This is a genomic window from Companilactobacillus bobalius, from assembly GCF_009764355.1.
In genome coordinates this window covers 722804-742393 of the sequence record NZ_LNUA01000032.1, presented here as the reverse complement: position 1 = coordinate 742393, position 19590 = coordinate 722804, and the positions used below count along the sequence as shown (strand labels likewise).

The window sequence follows — 19590 nt, the reverse complement described above, 5'->3', positions numbered from 1 at the left end:
ACTCATTCGGGAAATATTTGTTGCATTGAGATTCAAAATCATGCGCGTTATATTCCTAAATAAGTGCTGTATTTTTGTATTAAATGAGAATCGTTTACTGATTTAACATCTCTTGAACAGCCGATTCATTGTGTGCTAACCAGCCACAGGCACCAGCAGCGATAGCACCGACTAAATCATCCAAAAAGACATTAATTTTTCCAGTAGATTTGTCGTTCAACTTAGCTAAAATTCCGTGTTTTAATTTATCAACGTAACCATAATTAGTAACGGAAACAGAGCCATACAAACTAGCCAAAGTGATAGCCATATTTTCATCGATACCGTAAGTTGATTCGTCGGTACGCATGATACGTTGCATAGGTCCGGATAGAAGACCCTTTTCAGCTAGTACATCTAATTCGATTCCAGTCATGATAGCGTTTTGTGCTTCACGTTTATGTAGAACTTTTTTAATAGCATGAATAGCTATTTCAGTGTTTAAACCAGGAATATAATCCTTTTCCAAGAAAATAACGATTTCCGCAATATCATCCAATTGGACACCACGGTCGCTTAAGTTTCTGATGATATGATCAAAATATTCTTTGTCTTGTTCTTCAAATGATACCAAAATTAGAATCTCCTTATTATTTATTTGCGTCCCACTCGGCTTTGAATTCGTCTAGAAAATCGAGCATATATTGATGACGTCCCTGGGCAATTTTTTTAGCAGTAGGTGTGTTCATCATAGCAGTTAATTTCAACAGTTTCTCATAAAAGTGATTGATAATAGTTTCATCGTTTAAATTACGATATTCGGCTTTTGTCATTTTTTCACGTGGTTTGATAGCCGGATCATAGATGGTTTCGGAATTATTTCCTCCATAATAGACAGCTCTCACGATACCAATGGCACCGATAGCATCTAGTCGGTCCGAATCCTGCACAATTTGCCCTGCTAATGAGAGCTTAGGCGGATTGTCCAGTGTTCATTATGCTGCTAATCTAGAAAATGATAATGCTTCTACGGATGATAATGAACATAATGCAAGCGGTGGCTTCGATTCGGACCGATTCTTGAAAGCCAATTTAACTGGATCAGAGACCAGTTTATCGTCAGCTACGTCATGCAGGTAGGCCGCAGCCAATGTAATCAAATGATCAGCCGGTTCTTCCTTTAGAATTCGTTTAGCAGTCTTGATAACTCTTTGAATATGATCAAAATTATGCCCAGTCGTGTCCTGTTTCATCTTATTAAATGAATACTCACGAATGGCGTTTAGTTTTTCTTCGTCTGTCATTAAATCAATCCTTCTTCAAATGAATAACTATATTGTCACACAAAAGGGTTTGTATTTAAAATAATAGTCAATATTTGTTATTATATACATGTTTAAACATGTTCTTTGGCTAGGAGGATTTTATCGTGAATTATATTAATAAGGAATTACCTGAATTCAATGTTAATGCATATCAGGCTGGAGAATTAAAAACTGTTACTAAAAACGATTTGTTAGGAAAATGGTCAATCTTCCTTTTCTATCCTTAGGATTTGATATTTGTTTGTCCCACAGAGTTAAGTGAGTTACAGGATTTATATGAAGAGTTTAAAGCTGCAGGAGCAGAAATCTATTCAGTTTCTGTTGATAGTCAGTACTCGCATATGTCTTGGGCTGAAACGACAAAGACTATTGGTAAGATTCGATATCCAATGTTGTCAGATCAAAAGCACGAATTAACAGATTTCTTCAATATGATCGATGAGACCAGTGGTCAAGATTATCGTGGTGTCTTTATCGCTGATCCAAAAGGAATTATCAAGTCGTACACTGTTAACGCTATGGGTGTAGGTAGAAATCCTAAAGAAATTTTACGAACTCTACAGGCGGCACAATTTGTTGAAGAACATGGTGATGATGTTTGTCCGGCAAATTGGCATCCTGGGGAAGGTACAATTAAACCAAGTGGAGATTTAGTTGGTAAAATTTAAATTTGTTATTTTAGGAAGACATTCAATATTTTGGATGTCTTTTTTATTTTATTACTCCGTTATAACTATATATAGTGATATGAAATTAGAAAAATCTATATCTTGTATCAAATGATAAATTCCTAATTTAGCAAGTGAGTTAAGCGCTTTACACCGATATGTCGTCAATATGCTCAAGAAACCATTTGCCAAATTTAGTCCAATTGGTGGTATGATTTTAGCTGTCGGTTAAATTGATATTTTTTAGAAATACGGTTTAAGGGATAAATAAAAATTGATCATTTCAAAATATAAATGCCACAATCATATATTTTGGCAATGGTCCAAGAGGAGAAGGATAAATGAGTATATTTAATCCAAAATGGTATGTTGAACAAATGAAACACTGGAGTTTCAAGAGTTACATGCTATTAATGTTTGGCTTGGGGGCCATCACTGCATCAACACTTTCACATTCTATTAATGCAATTGCTGTTTGGACATGGTTTGCGGCCGTTTTAGGTTTCACATGTACAGTTGCCATTACTAATGCAAAACCTTTAAATGGTGTTTTAGGATTAGTTTCAGCACTTATTTATATCTTTGTAGCTATTAATGCTAAGAACTTCTCTGATGTTGTTCTTCAATTAAGTTACATTATTTTGCTAGATATTCCTGTTCTAGTTAGTCCACAATGGGCTAAAGATGCTGAAAAGCATATCCATGGTCTAACCGCTATCAAGTGGCTTTGGACAGCACTATTCTTCTTTGCTTCATGGGGATTACTTTATTTGATGGATACACATCTATTCATTAGTCCACGTCCTGTAATTGATTCTGTAGCTGCTGCCATTGGATTCACAGGTGCACTTCTATGTACATTACGATTCCGTGAACAATATTACTTCTGGACAGTTCAAGGTATTATGTCAATCGTACTTTGGGGTGTTACTGCTACACAAGGTGACGCTAGTCCCGTTCTATTCTTGACATACATCATGTACTTCATGAATGATATGATTGCTTTCTTTGACTCACATATTCATTGGTTCCATAAAGATGCTACTGAAAACAGAGCTAAGAGTGAAGAAGTAGCTAACAATTAATCTGTTTTTTGTTGCATTCAAATTACCAATTAGATTATTATTGTTGAACATAGTAATCTAGAAGGGTAAATGAAACTGTGAAAAAATTTGTTAAAATTACTTTATCAGTCGTTATAGGCGTTACATTACTTACTGATGTAGCGGCTGGTGGATATATGTTTAATTATGCATTCAGTAAGAGTGGTTATAGTAGTCAGATAAAAGGTCACTTGAGTAAGAATAGCCAATGGTTTTTGAGACAGAAACCACAGATTTGGGAACAGACAACCAAGGACCATCTAAAATTGAAGGCTCGTTATTTACCAGCTGAGAAGGAAACCGCCAAAACAGTGGTTGTTGTCCATGGATTTGGTAGTGCTAGTAAATATATGGGATCGTATGTCAGAATGTTTCACAACGCTGGATATAACGTTTTGGCACCGGATAATCGTTCCTTTGGTATGAGTCAGGGTAACTATGCAGGATATGGTTGGAAGGATCGAACCGATGTGATGAATTGGATCAAACGACTTAATCAGAAGTTTGGCTCTGATTCACAGATTGGATTGTACGGTATCAGTATGGGTGCTGCTACAGTCATGTATACTTTGGGAGAACATCCCAAGAATGTTCGATTTGCCATAGCTGATTGCGGTTATTCTACTATTTCTGGTGAATTATCTTATCAATTAAAAGATATGTTTCATTTACCAAGCTTCCCAATTGTGCCCACAGCTAGTCTCTTTGCAGATTTCTTAGCAGGGTATAACTTCTATCAAGCTAGTACCAAAAATAGCTTGAAGAAGAATAAGGTGCCGTTATTCGTTATTCATGGTTCAAAGGATGACTTTGTACCGACGAAAAATGCTTATTTAAATTATGATTACACTAAGGGTCCCAAAAAACTTTGGATTGTTAAAGGTGCGAGTCATGCTAATTCATTAAGCAAGGCTGGACAACTTTACATCGATAAAACAACGGACTTTGCTAATAAATATTTCAACTAAAAATAGTCAGTAACTCGAAATGGGTTACTGGCTATTTGTGTTTTTATTCACATTTTTGGTATATGATGACATTATTAAATGAGGGTAGGTGATTGAATGCAAGAACAAGGTGATTTACGTTATTTTTTGAATCAAAAACAAAAATTTGATGTTCGAGCGGTATTAATCTTATTACATAAAGGTAAAGTCTTTGTTAGACGAGAAAATACGAAGCAGGACTTGTATATCCTACCTGGTGGAGCCGTTAAATTCAATGAAGAAAGTCAATCTGCTGCCGAGCGTGAAGCGTATGAAGAGCTGGGGTTAACTGATTTGAAACTGGAATTTGCAGGAATCTTGGAAAACTTCTGGAAATTGAAGAAAATCGATTATCAACAATTGAATTTGATCTATCGTCAAGAAGTCAACGATGAAATATATCATCAGTTACAACATTTGAATTACCGGAATTTTGATTTGCCACCTAATTCTGATTTGCAATGGGCAAGAGTTGACCAAATAGAAGATACTTTGCATCCAAAAGGGATTGTCAAAACTTGTTATCCTAAGGTTGAAATACAGCATTTGATCAATCATCAGAAATTTGGTTTCTAAAAAATGATTCGTTATTGATCTTGTTATCGGTAACGATTTTTTTTTGCAAAATTGAATTGACTATGAAAGGTGTTTTTAATAGTAGTACCATTTTTCAAAGACAGTAAACGCTTACTATATTTAAAAGGGGGGATTTAGATGTCGATGATTGAAGTATCTAATTTAACAAAGGATTTTCGAAAAACTATTAAGTCACCAGGACTAGTAGGAGCCTTTAAATCATTGATTAAGCCAAAATACGAAACTTTTGAAGCCGTCAAAGATTTGAGCTTCGAGGTACCTAAGGGAGAAATTTTGGGCTTTATTGGTGCTAACGGTGCAGGTAAATCAACAACCATTAAGATGTTAACAGGAATCTTAACGCCGACTAGTGGATATTGCCGGATCAACGACAAAATCCCTCAAGAAGATCGTCAAAATTACGTTAAGGATATCGGAGTTGTCTTTGGTCAAAGAACTCAATTGTGGTGGGACTTGCCATTACGTGAAACATATTCAGTTTTAAAGGAAATCTATAATGTGCCTGATAAAGATTTTTATAAACGAATGGATTTTTTGAATGAAGTTTTGGATTTGAATGACTTCATCACTAGTCCAGTAAGAACTTTATCATTAGGACAACGTATGCGAGCTGATATTGCGGCCTCGTTATTACATAATCCTAAAGTTTTGTTCTTGGATGAACCAACAATTGGTTTGGATGTATCAGTTAAGGATAAGATCAGACATGCTATTGAACAAATCAATCAAGAAGAACAAACCACAATCATTTTGACGACACATGATTTAGGCGACATCGAATTATTATGCAATCGTGTCTTCATGATTGATCATGGACAAGAAGTTTTTGATGGAACAATCAAGCAATTGAAGAATCGTTTTGGACACATTAGAGAAATTGAGTTTGAATTGGTCAATGCGGAGGATGCGAACCGTCTAAACTTTTCTCAATTTGGTTCAGCTATTGAGTATTCGCAGAATGAAAAGAATGTTCGAGTTAAATTTGATAGTAGTAAAGTATCAGTTCCTGATGTTATCAGATTGACCTTGTCACAAGTTGACGTTCAAGATATCAGTGTTAAAGATGCAGATATAGAAGACATCGTTAGGAGGATTTTCCGAAAGGAGGCGGCCGAACATGACTAACTTCTTGAGAAAATATCGTCCCTTTGTATCAGCAGGTATCGAAGAGGCAATCGTTTATCGTGCTAACTTTATTTTGTTTGCATTAGGTAATACTTTAGGAGCATTTGTAACTTACTTTCTATGGAAGGCTGTCTTCCAATCGAGCACGAATTCAAGTTTAAATGGATTCACTTTTCCAGAGATGGTTTTATATATCTTTTTGAGCTTCTTTACCGGAATTCTCACCTCAAGTGATGGTTCTAGCAGTGTTGGAGACGAGGTTAAGGACGGTTCCATTGCAATGCGTATCCTCAAGCCAATCAGTTTTACGGCTAATTACTTTTATGAAGAAATTGGTAGCAAACTTATCGATGTTGGTGTATTAGCAGTGCCACTGTTTGGTGGAATTTTAATTTATCAAATCGTTGGTGAAGGGACACCAGTTCTTAATTTGGTTAATCTTTTATTGTACTTTTTCAGTGCAACAATTGCTTATCTAATTAATTTTTATTTTAATATTTGTTTCAGTTTCACCGTGTTCTTCTTTCGGAATCTGTGGGGTTCAAATGTTTTGAAAAATGCCTTGGTAATCTTTATGTCAGGATCACTGGTACCTTTGGCATTTTTCCCACCAGTACTACAAAATGTTCTGAAGCTATTGCCATTTTCATCGCTGTTGTACACGCCAGTAATGCTGTATCTTGGAAAGTATAGTGCACAGCAAACTGTTTCTGTATTGCTCTTACAAATCTTTTGGTTGATATTCTTTATTTTTTTAGCAAAAATTGTTTGGCATTTTGCTATCAAACACTTGAGTATCCAGGGAGGTTAATATGAGAAGAGTCCTACATTTAGAAAAAATCTTTATTTCACAATATTTAAAGCAAACGATGGAATATAAAGCTGACTTCATCGTTGGTGTATTAGGAGTTTTACTCAATCAAATTTTGAATTTGATCTTTTTACAAGTTATTTTCAGTCAGGTACCAAAGTTGGCTGGTTGGAGTTTACAACAGATTGTTTTTATCTACGGATTCGCCTTGATTCCTAAAGGATTAGATCATCTTTTCTTTGATAATCTCTGGATTGTTGGTCAAAAATTAGTTAGAAAAGGTGAATTTGATAAGTATTTAACACGTCCTATCAATCCGTTATTTCACGTTTTGGTTGAAACTTTTCAAGTTGATGCTTTTGGAGAATTATTAGTTGGCGTTATTTTACTAGTCATGTCATCGGCCACAGTTCATTGGACCTTGTTAAAAGTAATCCTATTTGTCGTTTCAATTCCATTTGCTACGGCTATTTATACAGCTCTAAAGATTGGTACATCGGCTGCGGCTTTTTGGATGAAGAAGAGTAATACTATCACTTACTTGTTTTACATGTTTAATGATTTTGCTAAGTATCCTGTCAGTATCTTCAACCATTTGATTCGTTGGATCATTTCATTTGTTATTCCATTTGCTTTCACAGCTTTTTATCCGGCTAGTTACTTCTTAACTGGAAAGAATGTGCTGTTCAATTTAGGTGGATTAGTGGTTATCTCAGTTGTCTTCTTGTTCATCTCTATTAAGATTTGGGACAAAGGAATTTCATCTTATGAAAGTGCGGGATCATAAAAAAGAACTTCCTTTCGCTATTAAACGATTGGAAGTTCTTTTCTTTATGCGTTTTGTGTTTGACCACTGATACTTTTAACTGACAAAGTATCATCACTGACTTTTTCTTCAGTTTCCATAGCTTCAACATGTTCTTGTTTATAAGCTGCTCTATCAAGAACTTTAAAGAATGGAAGGTAAACCGCAATAGCAATAACTAACTCAATTAATTGCCATACTGGAGCACGCCAGTCACCACCAGTAATTAAGTAACCGTTGATAAAAATTGGTGTTGTCCATGGAACTTGGGCGATAACCATACCAATAATATGAGCTTTCATTAAGAAGTATGTGATACCTTGCAAAACCATTGGAATCAAAATAAATGGAATTGATAATGTTGGGTTTAAAACAACGGGAAAACCAAACATAATAGGTTCACTAATTTCAAAGACTGAAGGGATAGCACCTAGTCTAGCAAGTTGTTTGTAACGTTTACTTTTAGCAAACAATAAACAACAGATAACTAAGGCAAGGATGGCACCAGTACCACCAATGTTCATACCAAAATCAAGGAATCCGTCTGCAGTAATGTGTGTGGGAGCAATGCCTTTAGAAACGTCCTTAATATTTGCCATTAGGAAGTAAGTATAGATAGGTGAGGCTACAGCACCTAAGACGTTGTTTCCATGAATACCGACAGTCCAAAGAATTAAGGTTAAGAATAACGCAAATTCAACACCCCAGAAACTATTTAAACCTCCAACTAGTGGGGAGAAGATTGCTTGAATAACGGCATTGATTTTAATATTGAAGAGAACTCTGATAATCCAGAAAAATCCTAAAGAAGCACATGCCGGAATTAAAGCCACAAATGAACTGGCAACTGCTGGTGGAACAGAATCTGGCAAAGTAATGACAATGTGTTTTCTAATGAAGAAAGCTACAATTTCACTAGAGATAATTGAAACAATAATTGCAGTAAACATACCATCTGATCCTAAGGTTGAAGGATCAATTTGAAATTTATCATTCAACATACAAAGTAGAAATGCTGAAACACCAATAGCTGTACCAGATAATGTATCAACTTTATTTAACTTAGCCATCTCATGACTCATACCAATAGCCACAATGACGGCTAAGATACCAAAAGTAATGCTAACGGCTGATTGTAATTTTGCTTGATAGGGCGCAACTAATTGTGTCCATCCTGGAATTGGTAAATTTGCTAAAATCATAAAAATACTACCAAAAATCGTAAATGGAACAGTGATAATCATCCCATCACGTAATGCCAACATATATTTCATATTACTGAATTTTGCTAATGCTGGACTAAAACTATTTCGAAACCAATTTGTAATCGCTTTCATAAGTAAAATCTCATTTCCTTTCCGTTTGATTACCTTTAATCTAGCATATGGAAATGATATTGTAATTAAAGATAATGCCAGCTAAATATAACATATTGAAGATGGACTAAGTGAGATACAGTTTCAAAGCAAAGGACAGATCATTGCCATTATATGTAGATAGTATTGGTTATAAATGGCGACAAGAGAATGTGTCTAGACCGAAAGGATATAATTATGTTCATTGGTTACAAACATATTCGGGTACAGGAATAGTAAATATTGAAGGTAGAACAATAGAATTGAAAGAAAATCAGGGTATTTTGATAAATCAAGATATTCCTCATTCGTATCATTCTAAAAGCGGTCTCTGGATTACAGATTATTTCTCATTTGGTGGTTTATTAATTTCAGAAATAACCAAAGTGTTAGGATTCCAAGACTATCTCTATATTGAATCTCCAGAAGATAAATTAAGAGATTTTATTGAAGTCCATCACAAAGAATTTAAAGAAAATAATCGTTTGGATATTTATGAATCATCGACATTGGTCTATGAATTCATGCTTTTGATAAAAAAATATTGTGTTGTTAATCCTCATAACTATCAGTTGAATAAGAAAATCATAGATCCGATTTTACAATTGATTCGTAATTCATATCAACAGGATTTAAATAATGATGATTTTGTTAAACTAACTAATTATAGCTTGCAATATATTTTGGAAGCTTTCAGAACTAATTATGGCAGTTCGCCACATCAAATTTTAATTGATTATCGTATCAAAAAGGCTAAAGAATTGTTATTGAATGAACCAGAACTTTCAATTGACGAGATTGGACAGAAAGTTGGTTTTAATACTAATAGCTATTTTATCTCAATGTTTAAACGTGGTGAGAAGGTTACTCCGGGAAAGTTTCGTGGATTATATAAGTAGTTTCAATATCTGATACTTTTGTACTATTCTCCTTAATTACTAAGCACAATATCTGTGGTAAATTGATTCATAATTAAACAAAAGGAGAAATGACTATGAAATTTCCTGAACATTTCTTGTGGGGTGCGGCTTCGGCAGCTTATCAAGTCGAAGGTGCCTATAATACTGATGGCAAAGGTCCATCAATTTGGGATGAATTCTCGAAAATTCCGGGTAAAACTAAGCATAATACTAATGGTCAAATTGCAGTTGATTTTTATCATCATTATAAAGAAGATATTGTTCTGATGGCAGAAATGGGACTTAAGGCCTATCGTTTTAGTGTTTCTTGGAGTCGTATTTTACCCAATGGTGAAGGTGAAGTTAATCAAGAAGGATTAGATTTTTACGAAAAGGTGATTGATGAACTTCAAAAACATCAGATTGAACCTATCTTAACGTTGTATCATTGGGATCTTCCAGAAGTCCTCCAAACTAAATACGGTGGTTGGGAAAGCCGTCATACAATCGATGCTTTTGTGGAATATTGTCGAATACTTTTTGATAAATTTGGAACCAAAGTTAAATATTGGATTACTTTTAATGAACAGAATGTATTCACGTCATTAGGCTATCGTTGGGCTTCTCATCCACCCAATGTTTCAGACTCTAAAAGAATGTTCCAGGCTAATCATATTGTCAATTTAGCAAATGCTAAAGCTATTCAAACATTCCATCAGGTGGTCCCTCAAGGTAAGATTGGCCCTAGTTTTGGCTATGGGGAAGTTTATCCATTGACCAGTTCCCCTGCAGATGTCTTGGCTGCCGTTGATGCTAATCAATTTAACAATGATTGGTGGTTAGATGTTTATTGTCGGGGCGAATATCTAGAAAGAATTATGCGCTTGTTAAAGCAGATGCATATAGCACCAGACGTGACTATTGAGGATAAAAAAGTTTTGCAAACAGGTAAACCTGATTTTCTTGGAATTAATTATTATCACGGAGGGACGGTCAAGGCACCTGATACTGAAAAGGTTATTACAGGAAAGAATTTTGATAAAATTGATCCTTATTTGATGGCCGGAGATGCACAAAGTAATACTCCTGAATCACAGTTATTTCAATCGGTTGAAAATCCCTATCTAGATAAAACCAATTGGGGCTGGGAAATTGATCCAATTGGTTTTAGAATTGCTTTGAGACAGGTTTATGAGAAATACCGTTTACCACTCATTATTACTGAGAACGGTTTAGGGGCTTTCGATAAATTAGAAGGTGGTCAAGTAGATGATCAATATCGAATTGACTATTTAAATGATCACTTGGTACAAGTTGGAAAAGCTATTTCTGACGGAGTACCAGTGTTTGGTTTCTGTGCTTGGTCATTTACTGATTTGTTGAGTTGGATAAATGGTTACGATAAGCGTTATGGATTCGTCTATATCGATCGAGATGACTATTCTCCTAAATCATTGTTGAGAATTAAGAAAAAGAGCTTTAACTGGTATCAAAGAATAATCGAAACCAATGGTGGAAAGTTAGAGGTAAGATGATGTCAATTTTGTACGGTGGTGACTATAATCCTGAGCAATGGCCTGAAAATACTTGGCAAGACGACTGGGACAAATTGAAACAAGCACGTGTTAATTCAGCGACAATTAATGTTTTCTCGTGGTCTTTGTTAGAACCAGAGGAAGACGTCTTTAACTTTGATAAATTAGATAAAATTGTTGCACTATTAGAAAAGAACAATATAAAAATTGTTATGGCAACTTCTACAGCGGCATTACCATTTTGGATGACTAAAAAGTATCCGGAAATCAATCGTGTAGATGATTATGGAAGACGTCAAGTTGGTGGAAAACGTGAGAACGCTTGTCCTAATAGTCCTGAATTTCAACGTTTGGCCAGTCAATTGGTTGAAAAAGTAGCGCAACGTTATGCTTCAGTTAAGAATATTACGCACTGGCATATTTCGAATGAATACAATGGTTATTGTTACTGTGAGAATTGTACGAAGGCTTTTAGAGAATGGTTGAAATATGAGTATGATAATGATTTGGATAAAATCAATCAAGCTTGGGGAACGAATGTCTGGAGTCATACTTATCATAAGTGGGATGAAATTGTACCTCCAATGAGGATTGGTGATACATACGATAATGGGAAACCAGTAATGTCAGGATTAGATATGGCTTATCGTAGATTTCAATCCGACAGTCTTTTGAATAATTTTAAGATGGAACGAGACATCATTAGAAAATATGACCGACGTCCGGTAACAACCATTTTAATGGGTTCACAAAAAGATTTGGACTACTTCAAATGGGCTAAAGAAATTTTGGTTGCTTCTTTGAATTTTAGAAATATAAGAACTACGTCCTATGGTTAAACTGCTATGACTAAGAACTTAATGCGTGGGGTCAAAGATCAACCATTTATGTTAATGGAACAGACACCTAGTCAACAGAATTGGCAGCCATTTAATTCTCTGAAAGCACCCAATCAGATGCGGATGCTCAGTTATCAAGCAATGGCTCATGGAGCCAAAACCGTTCAATTTTTATGGTTGAAACAGGCTCGTAATGGTTCATAAAAATTGCATAGTGCTATGATTTCACACGCTGAATCAACCCATACACGTGTTTTTGGTGAATTAAAGAAGCTAGGTAACGAATTGAGTCAATTACCTGAAGATTTGGAAAATTCACGTAATCAATCGAAGGTTGGAATAATTTTTGATTGGAATAGTTACTGGGGGCTAGAAGATTGCATGGGGCCAACGACTAATTTAGATTATGTTCAAGAAGTTTATGACTACTATAGAGCCTTTTACGATCGTAAGATTGGCGTTGATATAATTTCCAAAGAAACAGATTTGGAAAAGTATCAAGTCGTTGTTGCGCCAAGTATGTATATCAATTCGCCAAAAATGACTACTAAGATTGAAAAGTTTGTTCAAGATGGTGGTATTTTTGTCACTGATTACATGTCTGGTTTAGCTGATAAAGACGATAATGTTTATCTCGGTGGTTATCCTGGACTTTTAAAGAATGTTTTAGGATTAAAGTATGAAGAAACTGATGCTTTACCATTTGATCAGACGCATGATTTGGTATTCGACGGCAAAGTTATTGGAAAAGGTAGCTTAGTTTGTGATTTGGTTCAACCACAAACAGCAGAGTCACTAGCTCATTATAGTGATGAAGTCTTCTATCAAAAAAATTCTGTTTTAACGAAGAATCATTTTGGAAAAGGTTTTGCTTACTATGCGGGCAGTAGATTGAATGATCAGGCTATGGACTTTTTTATGAAGGACATTTTGCAACAGGCTCAGATCAAAGCAGATGAGACAAAAACTGGCGTTGAGATTATCACTAGAACGGGTAAGACAGCCCGCTATACTTTTGTTATTAATACTGATGGTAAGGCTAAACAAATTAGAAATCCTTATCCCAATAGTAAAGATTTGTTAACACAAACGATGACAACTAAGGAAATTGATTTGAAGCCTTATGATGTATTGATTTTGGAAAATAAATAAAATGAAAATTCCACAACTTGAAAAATAGCTGTGGAATTTTTTATATTTCCATAATGTGAAAAAGATTAAAACAATTAGTTTTATTTTAATTAAGATGTTGTTTTACTGAATTTTAATCATATAATTAGACCATAAGTAGAGATGTGACGATATACAAAGGCGTTATGTCAATTAGGAGGATATATGTATGTCAATGATTGCGGTGAAGAGTAAATTATATTCAAAGAATGTATTTGGTGATAAAGAATAATAAGAGTCACCCATACATTTGAAAAAATAGTAAACGGGTGATATAAGTGTCTTCAGTTCTCTCAGTAAAAAAATTACGTAAAGTTTTTGAATCAAATGGAAAAGAATTTGACGCGGTAGATGATATTAGTTTTGATGTTCATGCTGGTGAAATCGTTTCTTTATTGGGCCCCAATGGTGCTGGTAAAACGACTACTGTTTCTATGATTGGTGGTTATCTATTACCTACTAGCGGTGAAGTTGTAATTAATGGAAAAAACAGATATAAAAATAAAATTAAGCCCAAAGTAGGTGTCGTCTTAGGCGGAGAATTAGGTTTTTACGGAAGAGCTACGGCATTGGATAATTTATTATTCTTTGCTGATTTGGCTAGAGTTCCACGTCGGCAACAACGACAAGAAGCATTAAGAGTATTAGATTTAGTTGAATTAACTGATGTGGCAAATAAAAAGGTACAATTTTTTTCAAAAGGGATGAAGCAAAGGTTGCATATAGCTAGAGCCTTACTTGGAAATCCGCCACTATTGCTTTTAGATGAACCTACTAGTGGATTAGATGTAGAAATTTCAACTGAGATTCGTAAGATAATCAAACAATTGGCAGATCAGGGTGCTGCAATTTTGTTAACTAGTCATACTATGAGTGAAATTGAATCGTTAGCTGACAGAATATTATTAATTGGTGCTGGTAAAATATTTACTTCGGGGACTGTGGCAGAGATTATTAAACAATCTGATGTGCACCATATTGATCGTCCTGCGACTTTGGAGGAATCATATTTGGCAATTGCTCCGCAACTTAGGAGGTCTGAACAATGAGATTTCTTAGATTATTTTGTTTTCATTTGAAAATCTATGCATCAAATCAATATTTTCTTTGGTTGACAATTTCAAGTACGATATCGCTTTTCTTATTACAGTTCATAGTAGCTTATGCGACTAAGCAATTGAATGATACTAGTCTGTGGATAAGAAGTGGCATATTCGGATTGTGGTCATCTGCTACGACGTCTGCCGGATGTATAGGGTTTCAAAGGTTCCAGGGGTTGCTTGAAGCTTTTCAAGAAATAATTCAATATCATCATCCATCTTTTTTATACCTTCCTTTTAAGGCATCAAGTTTTGGACTGCTGTCTTTTCCGGTTTCGTATCTCCTTGCAGTCTTATTAGGTGTGTCGCATTCGAATGTGTCTATGCGATTAGTCCTATTAGTAGGTACGTTGTGGTTGGCCGCTTCGTTAATGGATTTCTTGATTGCAGGACTTTTTCTTCTAACTACTAATGCCATTGTGTACGAAGAATTGATTACAATTCCGTTGTTACTTTTGTCAGGATTATTTTCTTCAGCTCCAATATTGAAACCAATTCTAATACCATTTCAATGGATAATTCCAATTGCTTCGCCCATACATGCCTTGCTTAATTCGACATCAGAATTTAATTTTCTTGGATTTATTTTAAGCTGTGTGTTATGGGGCGTAGTAACCTGGATTTTAACAAAATATTTGTTAATACTGTCTAAGCGAACCGGAAATGTGAGGTTGATGTAAAATGAAAATTCAATTTTCGTCACTCTCTTATTTGCAAAATTGGAAAACAAGATTTGTCCATTTTATTTTGATACCTTTAATTAATCTGTGTTTATTAGTATTAATTGATGCACAATATACTAATAGTTTTAGCTGGTCTGTAGCAGTTGCTACAGTGGTACTCTCGGGTGGAACTTTATCAATGTCAAGCATGGCACAATTATTTGTAATGGATCGAAATTTAAAAATTGATAAAGAAATGGTAGTTAATCGACCGTATTCTATTAATTATTGGGGCACTAAGATATTAACATCTGTTTTGGCTGGATTAGTATTGGTCATAATTAACCTAATAATTTTATTCTTCTTTAAAGTACCATTTGAATTACTAGTTAGAGCCATGTTTATGACGCCCCTAATAGTTATTTCTGGAGTGGTAGTTGGTTTTGTAGCAGCAATAGGTGCTTGGCAAAAGGGGAATCCATATTTTTATGTAAATATTGTAAGTTCTTTGGCGACGATTGTAGCAGGAACTTTAGTCTTAGTTGATCGTTATCCGCAATGGCTGCGGGTAATCAGTTATGTTTTTCCTTTTTCACAGACAATTCGTTATGTTGTTATAGGGAGAGGCGACGTTTATTTGGATATTTTAGTAGATTTTCTTTGGTTAGTATTGGGAATTATTTGCTATAAAATTCAAATAAAAAAGATATTACGACATCCGATTCAACTGTGGTAAAAAATAGAATATATCAAAAAAGTGCATCTCGAAATGTAGACGAATTAGTTCTACGCTTTGAGATGCACTTTTTAAATTTACTTTAGTATTTGTTCAACTGTCTTACGAGGGACCTCTTTCTTCTGTACCTTTTCCCAAGAAAGAACTTTGTCGTATTTACGGTTATAAACGACTTTTAAATAGTTATCAGCTTTGATAGGACGACCGATGGTGCTATTGAACTTTAATAACTTTTCGTTGCCATCCTTGTCGTAAGCTTTTTGCTTATAGTAATATTCCTTATAGTCGGCACCAGAATCATCTTTTTCGATAATTTCTTTGTATGAATCACCAACGTAAGTATAATAATCATCTCCAGTGAAGTTAGGAACGTACCAGAATTGATAAACCATAAATGGTATTAAAACGATTAATGCAATTACTAAACTAATGCCAACTTTTTTATTCATCATCTATCCCTCCGAATTCACTAGGAATAATATCATAGATACTAAAACAATAGTCCTAACGGTTTTGTAAGGTCTGTAAGATGAATAATAGGAAAGTTTTCATAACAATGATTTGTCCATACTGAAAATGTTAGATTCAGACAGTAAATTTTTCCTCAAAATGATTGATTTGGTCGTGATACTTCACAAAAATACTTGCATCCTGATTTTCAGCAATTGGATAATTAAAGAATTGACCGGAAAAAATATCTTTTTGATTAAGGTATGAAAAGTCGACTGTATCACTTTCAATTTCGTCGATTCTAGCAGGACTGTTACCGACATTACGGATTTCAATAGTTTGTTTTCTGATACGACGACAAATCACGTAAGGGCGACTCCTTTGGAGTAGTAATTTGTTTTTAGTCCTGATCAATCCCTTGATTTGGAAGAGACTGGTTGAAATTAAAATTAAACCAACCAGAACGGATAGGGCCAGAATGAAACTGGCAATAACTAATAAAACTTGCGTTGCTGAATTCATGATTTCACCTCAAATTTATTATTTCATAATCATGTTTATCTTACAATTCCGTCACATCAAACTAACAGTTTAGTTATAGAGCTATTTGTTAGTTTACATTTGGGTAAATAGATTAGATAATTACTTTCGATAGATACATACATTGCGTATCTATCAATCAAAAATAATTCAAAAAGGTACATACACCAGTACGTTTACTCCGTAACCAGAAAGTCGTCTATAAGGCGACTTTTTTGCTATATAAAAATGATGATGAGATAATTATAGCTAATAAGAGGTGAGGATTATGAAATTTAATATATTTGTAAATCAAATCCCTAAAGATTTATATTTTCCTAATTTTTTAATAAATCCTTTTATTGGAGCAATAGTTGTAAGTTTGATTATTTTCATTGTAATAGAAATTACATATAAAATTAAAAAATAAATAAAAAATCAGCTAATTCGATTTTGAATTAGCTGATTTTTAATTGCGTTGAGTTTTATCCCAGCCAGTATGTCCAACTAGTAAGTGATAACAAGAAATAATCAAACTGAAAAAAAGAATAACGTAGATATAAGAAATTAGACCAATTGATAGAATTATTTTTCTGAAATGCAATTTTTCATTGATCATATCTTCTTTTTGAATAACCAAATGTGATTTGTCATGTAACTTTAGTTCCTTGTGGTAGATAATTGTAAAGACCGTTCCAAAAAACAAGCTAATGAAGGTCATGATAATGAAAGCTATGAAGATGAATTCAGGATTCTGCACATATCGTGTAACAAAATTGATGGTTAGATAAATGATACTGAAATCGGCCAGAATATTTAAAATGGGTTGAATAAAGAAGAAATAAGTATCAAATTTCTGTCCAACTGAAATGACTTTAGAGGTAGTAATTTTTTTTGCGTATTTCCAACAATTAAATCCACCTTGAGCCCATCTAGCACGTTGTCTAACTAATTTTTTAACTTTTGTTAGAGCTTCTTGCTCGACATAAGCTTCATCGACATATTTAATCACTAGTCCGTGTAATTCCATTCGTAGAGTTAATTCATAATCCTCAAGTAAAGCATTGCCCCAAGGTTTTTCGCCTAGACTGTCAAGAACTGTTGAGACTCTGAAGAATTGCCCATTGCCGCATAGAGCCACGGCTTTAAGATGGGTTCTAGTTAACTGGATCAGATGATTAACAACAAAAAATTCGATATCTTGAAAGGTTTGTAATATTTTTTTAGGACTTTTCATTTTGATTCTTATTTGAACAGCATCAGTATGTAAATCCTCAAACGATTCATTCAATTTATAAATACTGTTGGCGCTAAGTACGCTGTCGGCATCAAGGACACCAATAATACATTTTTGTGGATCAAGTTTTTTGTCTTTAATAATTTTTTGTACTGTAGGAATAGCACTGTTTAAGGCATCGCCTTTACCAGTTTGTGCGTTAGGTAATTTTCTTTGTACAATACTAATGGGGCCGGTTGTACCTTTGGCTTGGGCCACAGTGTCGTCAGTTGAAGCATCATCAATAACAATAATTTGTTTACGACCTTTTAGATTATTTAGATAGGTCAAAGAATTTTTGATGACCTTTCCCTCATTTAAGCAGGGCAGTAACATAAAATAGAAAAATTGGTTTAAATCTTGTTCTGATCCGTAAGGGTTCTTCATTTCCTTTTTAAATCTTTTGTGTTGGGTAATGTAGATGTAAAACATAATGAAACACTGAATCATGAAAACGGTGATGGCTATTAAATAAATAATCATTTTTATCATCTTCTCAATTAATATTCGATTAGATTTTTGCTCAATTATAGAAGATGTTCAAACATGTTGCTCATTTAAATAGTTTTAAATACAATTAGTCAAATATTAATGGTTAAAAATACTATTTATTTAATTTTATAAAAAAGCTCCTGAAAGGGCTTTTAAAGTGTTATATAATTAACTTGTGATGTATGGAGGGGAATTCATGACCACTTTATTAGATGTAGCAAAGAAAGCCAATGTTTCAAAAATGACGGTTTCACGAGTAATCAATCATCCAGATAAGGTTACTGATGAATTAAAGCAATTGGTCTATGAAGCGATGCGGGAGTTAGATTATCATCCTAATGTAATTGCCAAAGCTTTGGCCAATAATAGTACACGAATTATTAAGCTATGTATTTTAGAAGATATTGATACAACGGAACCTTATTATATGAATCTGATGATTGGTATCGCTAAGACTTTAGACCTGCATCAATATTCCTTGCAATTAGTTACACGTCGGAACTTTGATATTGGTAATTGTGATGGATACATCATTACGGGGATGCGTATTAGTGATGTTGACTGGATCAAAGATCTAAAAAAACCAGTGGTTCTATTTGGCGAGAATCGTTATGGATTTGACTTTATTGATACAAATAATAAAGCAGGTACTTACTTGTTATCACAATTAGCCTTAAAAAAGGGATATGAAAAGCTGATTTACGTCGGTATCGATAGTAAAGAATCCTTCGAGTATTCACGTGAAGCGGGTTATTTACAACAAGTTCAAGAAAAAAGAATGGTTCCTGAATTACATCGATTTGGTAATCACAGTCATCTGTCTGAAGATTTTATAAGACAAAATTGGGATAAGATTCCTAAAAATACAGCGTTTATCTGTGCTTCTGATCGTCTAGCACTTGGAGTAGAGCGCGCTATTGTTCGTTGTGGAGGGAAAGTTCCTGATGATTTTGGTGTAACCGGTTTTGATGGCGTCTTTTTGAATCAGGTTGCTTCACCAAAGATAACAACAATTAAGCAATCAATTATTCAAATGGGTAGTGCTTGTGGTGAGACACTTTTGGATAAAATTCAAAGTGGCGAATCACAAGGCTCTCTAGTCTTTGAACCCAAACTCAGTTTAGGTGGTACTTTGAGAGACTAAACTGTTACCGATAA

Annotated in this window: 19 protein-coding genes and 3 pseudogenes; 16 read left to right on the top strand and 6 right to left on the bottom strand. The window is 34.4% G+C overall.

The window, feature by feature from the left end:
- Positions 1-94 precede the first annotated feature (94 nt).
- Entirely contained in the window at positions 95-613 is a 519-nt protein-coding gene (locus tag ATN92_RS10695; RefSeq protein WP_056952922.1) for a phosphatidylglycerophosphatase A family protein, read from the bottom strand.
- Between the two features lie 16 nt (positions 614-629).
- Positions 630-1283: pseudogene (locus ATN92_RS10690) on the bottom strand (HD domain-containing protein).
- Between the two features lie 125 nt (positions 1284-1408).
- On the opposite strand from ATN92_RS10690, the pseudogene ATN92_RS10685 reads away from it, so the two are divergent.
- The 7 genes and pseudogenes from ATN92_RS10685 to ATN92_RS10655 all read left to right on the top strand — a co-directional run bounded on the left by ATN92_RS10685 (position 1409) and on the right by ATN92_RS10655 (position 7381).
- A pseudogene (locus ATN92_RS10685) lies at positions 1409-1972 on the top strand (peroxiredoxin).
- A 341-nt stretch (positions 1973-2313) separates the two neighbouring features.
- Positions 2314-3057 carry a nicotinamide riboside transporter PnuC gene (gene pnuC / locus ATN92_RS10680; RefSeq protein ID WP_056952915.1) on the top strand — a complete coding sequence of 248 codons (744 nt, stop codon included), beginning with the start codon at positions 2314-2316 and terminating at the stop codon, positions 3055-3057.
- A gap of 77 nt (positions 3058-3134) precedes the next feature.
- Positions 3135-4043 (top strand): alpha/beta hydrolase, encoded by a 909-nt coding sequence (locus ATN92_RS10675; protein WP_056952914.1) that lies wholly within the window; start codon positions 3135-3137, stop codon positions 4041-4043.
- Positions 4044-4139: 96 nt separating this feature from the next.
- Complete coding sequence (locus ATN92_RS10670; protein WP_056952912.1) at positions 4140-4637, top strand: NUDIX domain-containing protein; 498 nt, start codon at positions 4140-4142, stop codon at positions 4635-4637.
- A 138-nt stretch (positions 4638-4775) separates the two neighbouring features.
- A complete protein-coding gene (locus ATN92_RS10665; RefSeq protein WP_056952910.1) occupies positions 4776-5783 on the top strand; it encodes an ABC transporter ATP-binding protein in 1008 nt (335 codons plus the stop codon).
- Entirely contained in the window at positions 5776-6594 is an 819-nt protein-coding gene (locus tag ATN92_RS10660) for an ABC transporter permease (protein WP_056952908.1), read from the top strand. The genes ATN92_RS10665 and ATN92_RS10660 overlap by 8 nt, the downstream gene beginning before the upstream one ends.
- A 1-nt stretch (position 6595) precedes the next feature.
- The gene (locus ATN92_RS10655) at positions 6596-7381 is read left to right on the top strand and encodes an ABC transporter permease (protein ID WP_056952906.1); all 786 of its coding nucleotides are present in this window, start codon (positions 6596-6598) and stop codon (positions 7379-7381) included.
- 44 nt (positions 7382-7425) lie between these two features.
- Here the strand turns inward: ATN92_RS10655 and ATN92_RS10650 are convergent, their stop codons facing one another.
- The gene (locus ATN92_RS10650) at positions 7426-8736 is read right to left on the bottom strand and encodes a PTS sugar transporter subunit IIC (protein WP_056952904.1); all 1311 of its coding nucleotides are present in this window, start codon (positions 8734-8736) and stop codon (positions 7426-7428) included.
- 143 nt (positions 8737-8879) lie between these two features.
- Here ATN92_RS10650 and ATN92_RS10645 point away from each other — a divergent pair, with 143 nt between their 5' ends.
- From ATN92_RS10645 to ATN92_RS10610, 7 genes and pseudogenes are all read left to right on the top strand, one after another.
- Positions 8880-9653 (top strand): AraC family transcriptional regulator, encoded by a 774-nt coding sequence (locus tag ATN92_RS10645; RefSeq protein ID WP_234032583.1) that lies wholly within the window; start codon positions 8880-8882, stop codon positions 9651-9653.
- A gap of 95 nt (positions 9654-9748) precedes the next feature.
- The gene (locus tag ATN92_RS10640) at positions 9749-11188 is read left to right on the top strand and encodes a glycoside hydrolase family 1 protein (RefSeq protein WP_234032582.1); all 1440 of its coding nucleotides are present in this window, start codon (positions 9749-9751) and stop codon (positions 11186-11188) included.
- A pseudogene (locus ATN92_RS10635) lies at positions 11185-12231 on the top strand (beta-galactosidase). The gene ATN92_RS10640 and the pseudogene ATN92_RS10635 overlap by 4 nt, the downstream one beginning before the upstream one ends.
- A gap of 3 nt (positions 12232-12234) precedes the next feature.
- Positions 12235-13179 (top strand): beta-galactosidase, encoded by a 945-nt coding sequence (locus ATN92_RS10625; protein WP_158106726.1) that lies wholly within the window; start codon positions 12235-12237, stop codon positions 13177-13179.
- A 296-nt stretch (positions 13180-13475) separates the two neighbouring features.
- The gene (locus ATN92_RS10620) at positions 13476-14246 is read left to right on the top strand and encodes an ABC transporter ATP-binding protein (protein ID WP_056952895.1); all 771 of its coding nucleotides are present in this window, start codon (positions 13476-13478) and stop codon (positions 14244-14246) included.
- Complete coding sequence (locus tag ATN92_RS10615; protein ID WP_158106725.1) at positions 14243-14977, top strand: multidrug ABC transporter permease; 735 nt, start codon at positions 14243-14245, stop codon at positions 14975-14977. The genes ATN92_RS10620 and ATN92_RS10615 overlap by 4 nt, the downstream gene beginning before the upstream one ends.
- A 1-nt stretch (position 14978) precedes the next feature.
- On the top strand, positions 14979-15695 hold the full coding sequence (locus ATN92_RS10610) for an ABC transporter permease (RefSeq protein ID WP_056952891.1): 717 nt from the start codon (positions 14979-14981) through the stop codon (positions 15693-15695).
- Positions 15696-15772: 77 nt separating this feature from the next.
- On the opposite strand, the gene ATN92_RS10605 is transcribed toward ATN92_RS10610, so the two are convergent.
- Both ATN92_RS10605 and ATN92_RS10600 read right to left on the bottom strand, forming a co-directional pair.
- A complete protein-coding gene (locus ATN92_RS10605; RefSeq protein WP_082604541.1) occupies positions 15773-16147 on the bottom strand; it encodes a YxeA family protein in 375 nt (124 codons plus the stop codon).
- A 133-nt stretch (positions 16148-16280) separates the two neighbouring features.
- Positions 16281-16667: a DUF8453 domain-containing protein gene (locus ATN92_RS10600; RefSeq protein WP_056952887.1), complete on the bottom strand. Its 387-nt coding sequence runs from the start codon at positions 16665-16667 to the stop codon at positions 16281-16283.
- Positions 16668-16953: 286 nt separating this feature from the next.
- On the opposite strand from ATN92_RS10600, the gene ATN92_RS10595 reads away from it, so the two are divergent.
- Positions 16954-17094, top strand: coding sequence for a hypothetical protein (locus ATN92_RS10595; protein WP_156638758.1), 141 nt, complete (start codon positions 16954-16956; stop codon positions 17092-17094).
- 39 nt (positions 17095-17133) lie between these two features.
- Here the strand turns inward: ATN92_RS10595 and ATN92_RS10590 are convergent, their stop codons facing one another.
- A complete protein-coding gene (locus ATN92_RS10590) occupies positions 17134-18423 on the bottom strand; it encodes a glycosyltransferase (protein ID WP_056952884.1) in 1290 nt (429 codons plus the stop codon).
- A 205-nt stretch (positions 18424-18628) separates the two neighbouring features.
- Between ATN92_RS10590 and ATN92_RS10585 the strand changes: the two genes are divergently transcribed.
- Complete coding sequence (locus ATN92_RS10585; protein ID WP_054641892.1) at positions 18629-19576, top strand: LacI family DNA-binding transcriptional regulator; 948 nt, start codon at positions 18629-18631, stop codon at positions 19574-19576.
- The last annotated feature ends 14 nt before the right edge of the window (positions 19577-19590 follow it).

Bases quoted from the DNA above. Each gene is read 5' to 3' on its own strand.
- ATN92_RS10660 (WP_056952908.1), top strand. From the start codon at position 5,776: ATGACTAACTTCTTGAGAAAATATCGTCCCTTTGTATCAGCAGGTATC.
- ATN92_RS10585 (WP_054641892.1), top strand. From the start codon at position 18,629: ATGACCACTTTATTAGATGTAGCAAAGAAAGCCAATGTTTCAAAAATG.
- pnuC (WP_056952915.1), top strand. From the start codon at position 2,314: ATGAGTATATTTAATCCAAAATGGTATGTTGAACAAATGAAACACTGG.
- ATN92_RS10655 (WP_056952906.1), top strand. From the start codon at position 6,596: ATGAGAAGAGTCCTACATTTAGAAAAAATCTTTATTTCACAATATTTA.
- ATN92_RS10590 (WP_056952884.1), bottom strand. From the start codon at position 18,423: ATGATTATTTATTTAATAGCCATCACCGTTTTCATGATTCAGTGTTTC.
- ATN92_RS10595 (WP_156638758.1), top strand. From the start codon at position 16,954: ATGAAATTTAATATATTTGTAAATCAAATCCCTAAAGATTTATATTTT.
- ATN92_RS10665 (WP_056952910.1), top strand. From the start codon at position 4,776: ATGTCGATGATTGAAGTATCTAATTTAACAAAGGATTTTCGAAAAACT.
- ATN92_RS10610 (WP_056952891.1), top strand. From the start codon at position 14,979: ATGAAAATTCAATTTTCGTCACTCTCTTATTTGCAAAATTGGAAAACA.
- ATN92_RS10615 (WP_158106725.1), top strand. From the start codon at position 14,243: ATGAGATTTCTTAGATTATTTTGTTTTCATTTGAAAATCTATGCATCA.
- ATN92_RS10605 (WP_082604541.1), bottom strand. From the start codon at position 16,147: ATGATGAATAAAAAAGTTGGCATTAGTTTAGTAATTGCATTAATCGTT.
- ATN92_RS10670 (WP_056952912.1), top strand. From the start codon at position 4,140: ATGCAAGAACAAGGTGATTTACGTTATTTTTTGAATCAAAAACAAAAA.
- ATN92_RS10600 (WP_056952887.1), bottom strand. From the start codon at position 16,667: ATGAATTCAGCAACGCAAGTTTTATTAGTTATTGCCAGTTTCATTCTG.
- ATN92_RS10650 (WP_056952904.1), bottom strand. From the start codon at position 8,736: ATGAAAGCGATTACAAATTGGTTTCGAAATAGTTTTAGTCCAGCATTA.
- ATN92_RS10640 (WP_234032582.1), top strand. From the start codon at position 9,749: ATGAAATTTCCTGAACATTTCTTGTGGGGTGCGGCTTCGGCAGCTTAT.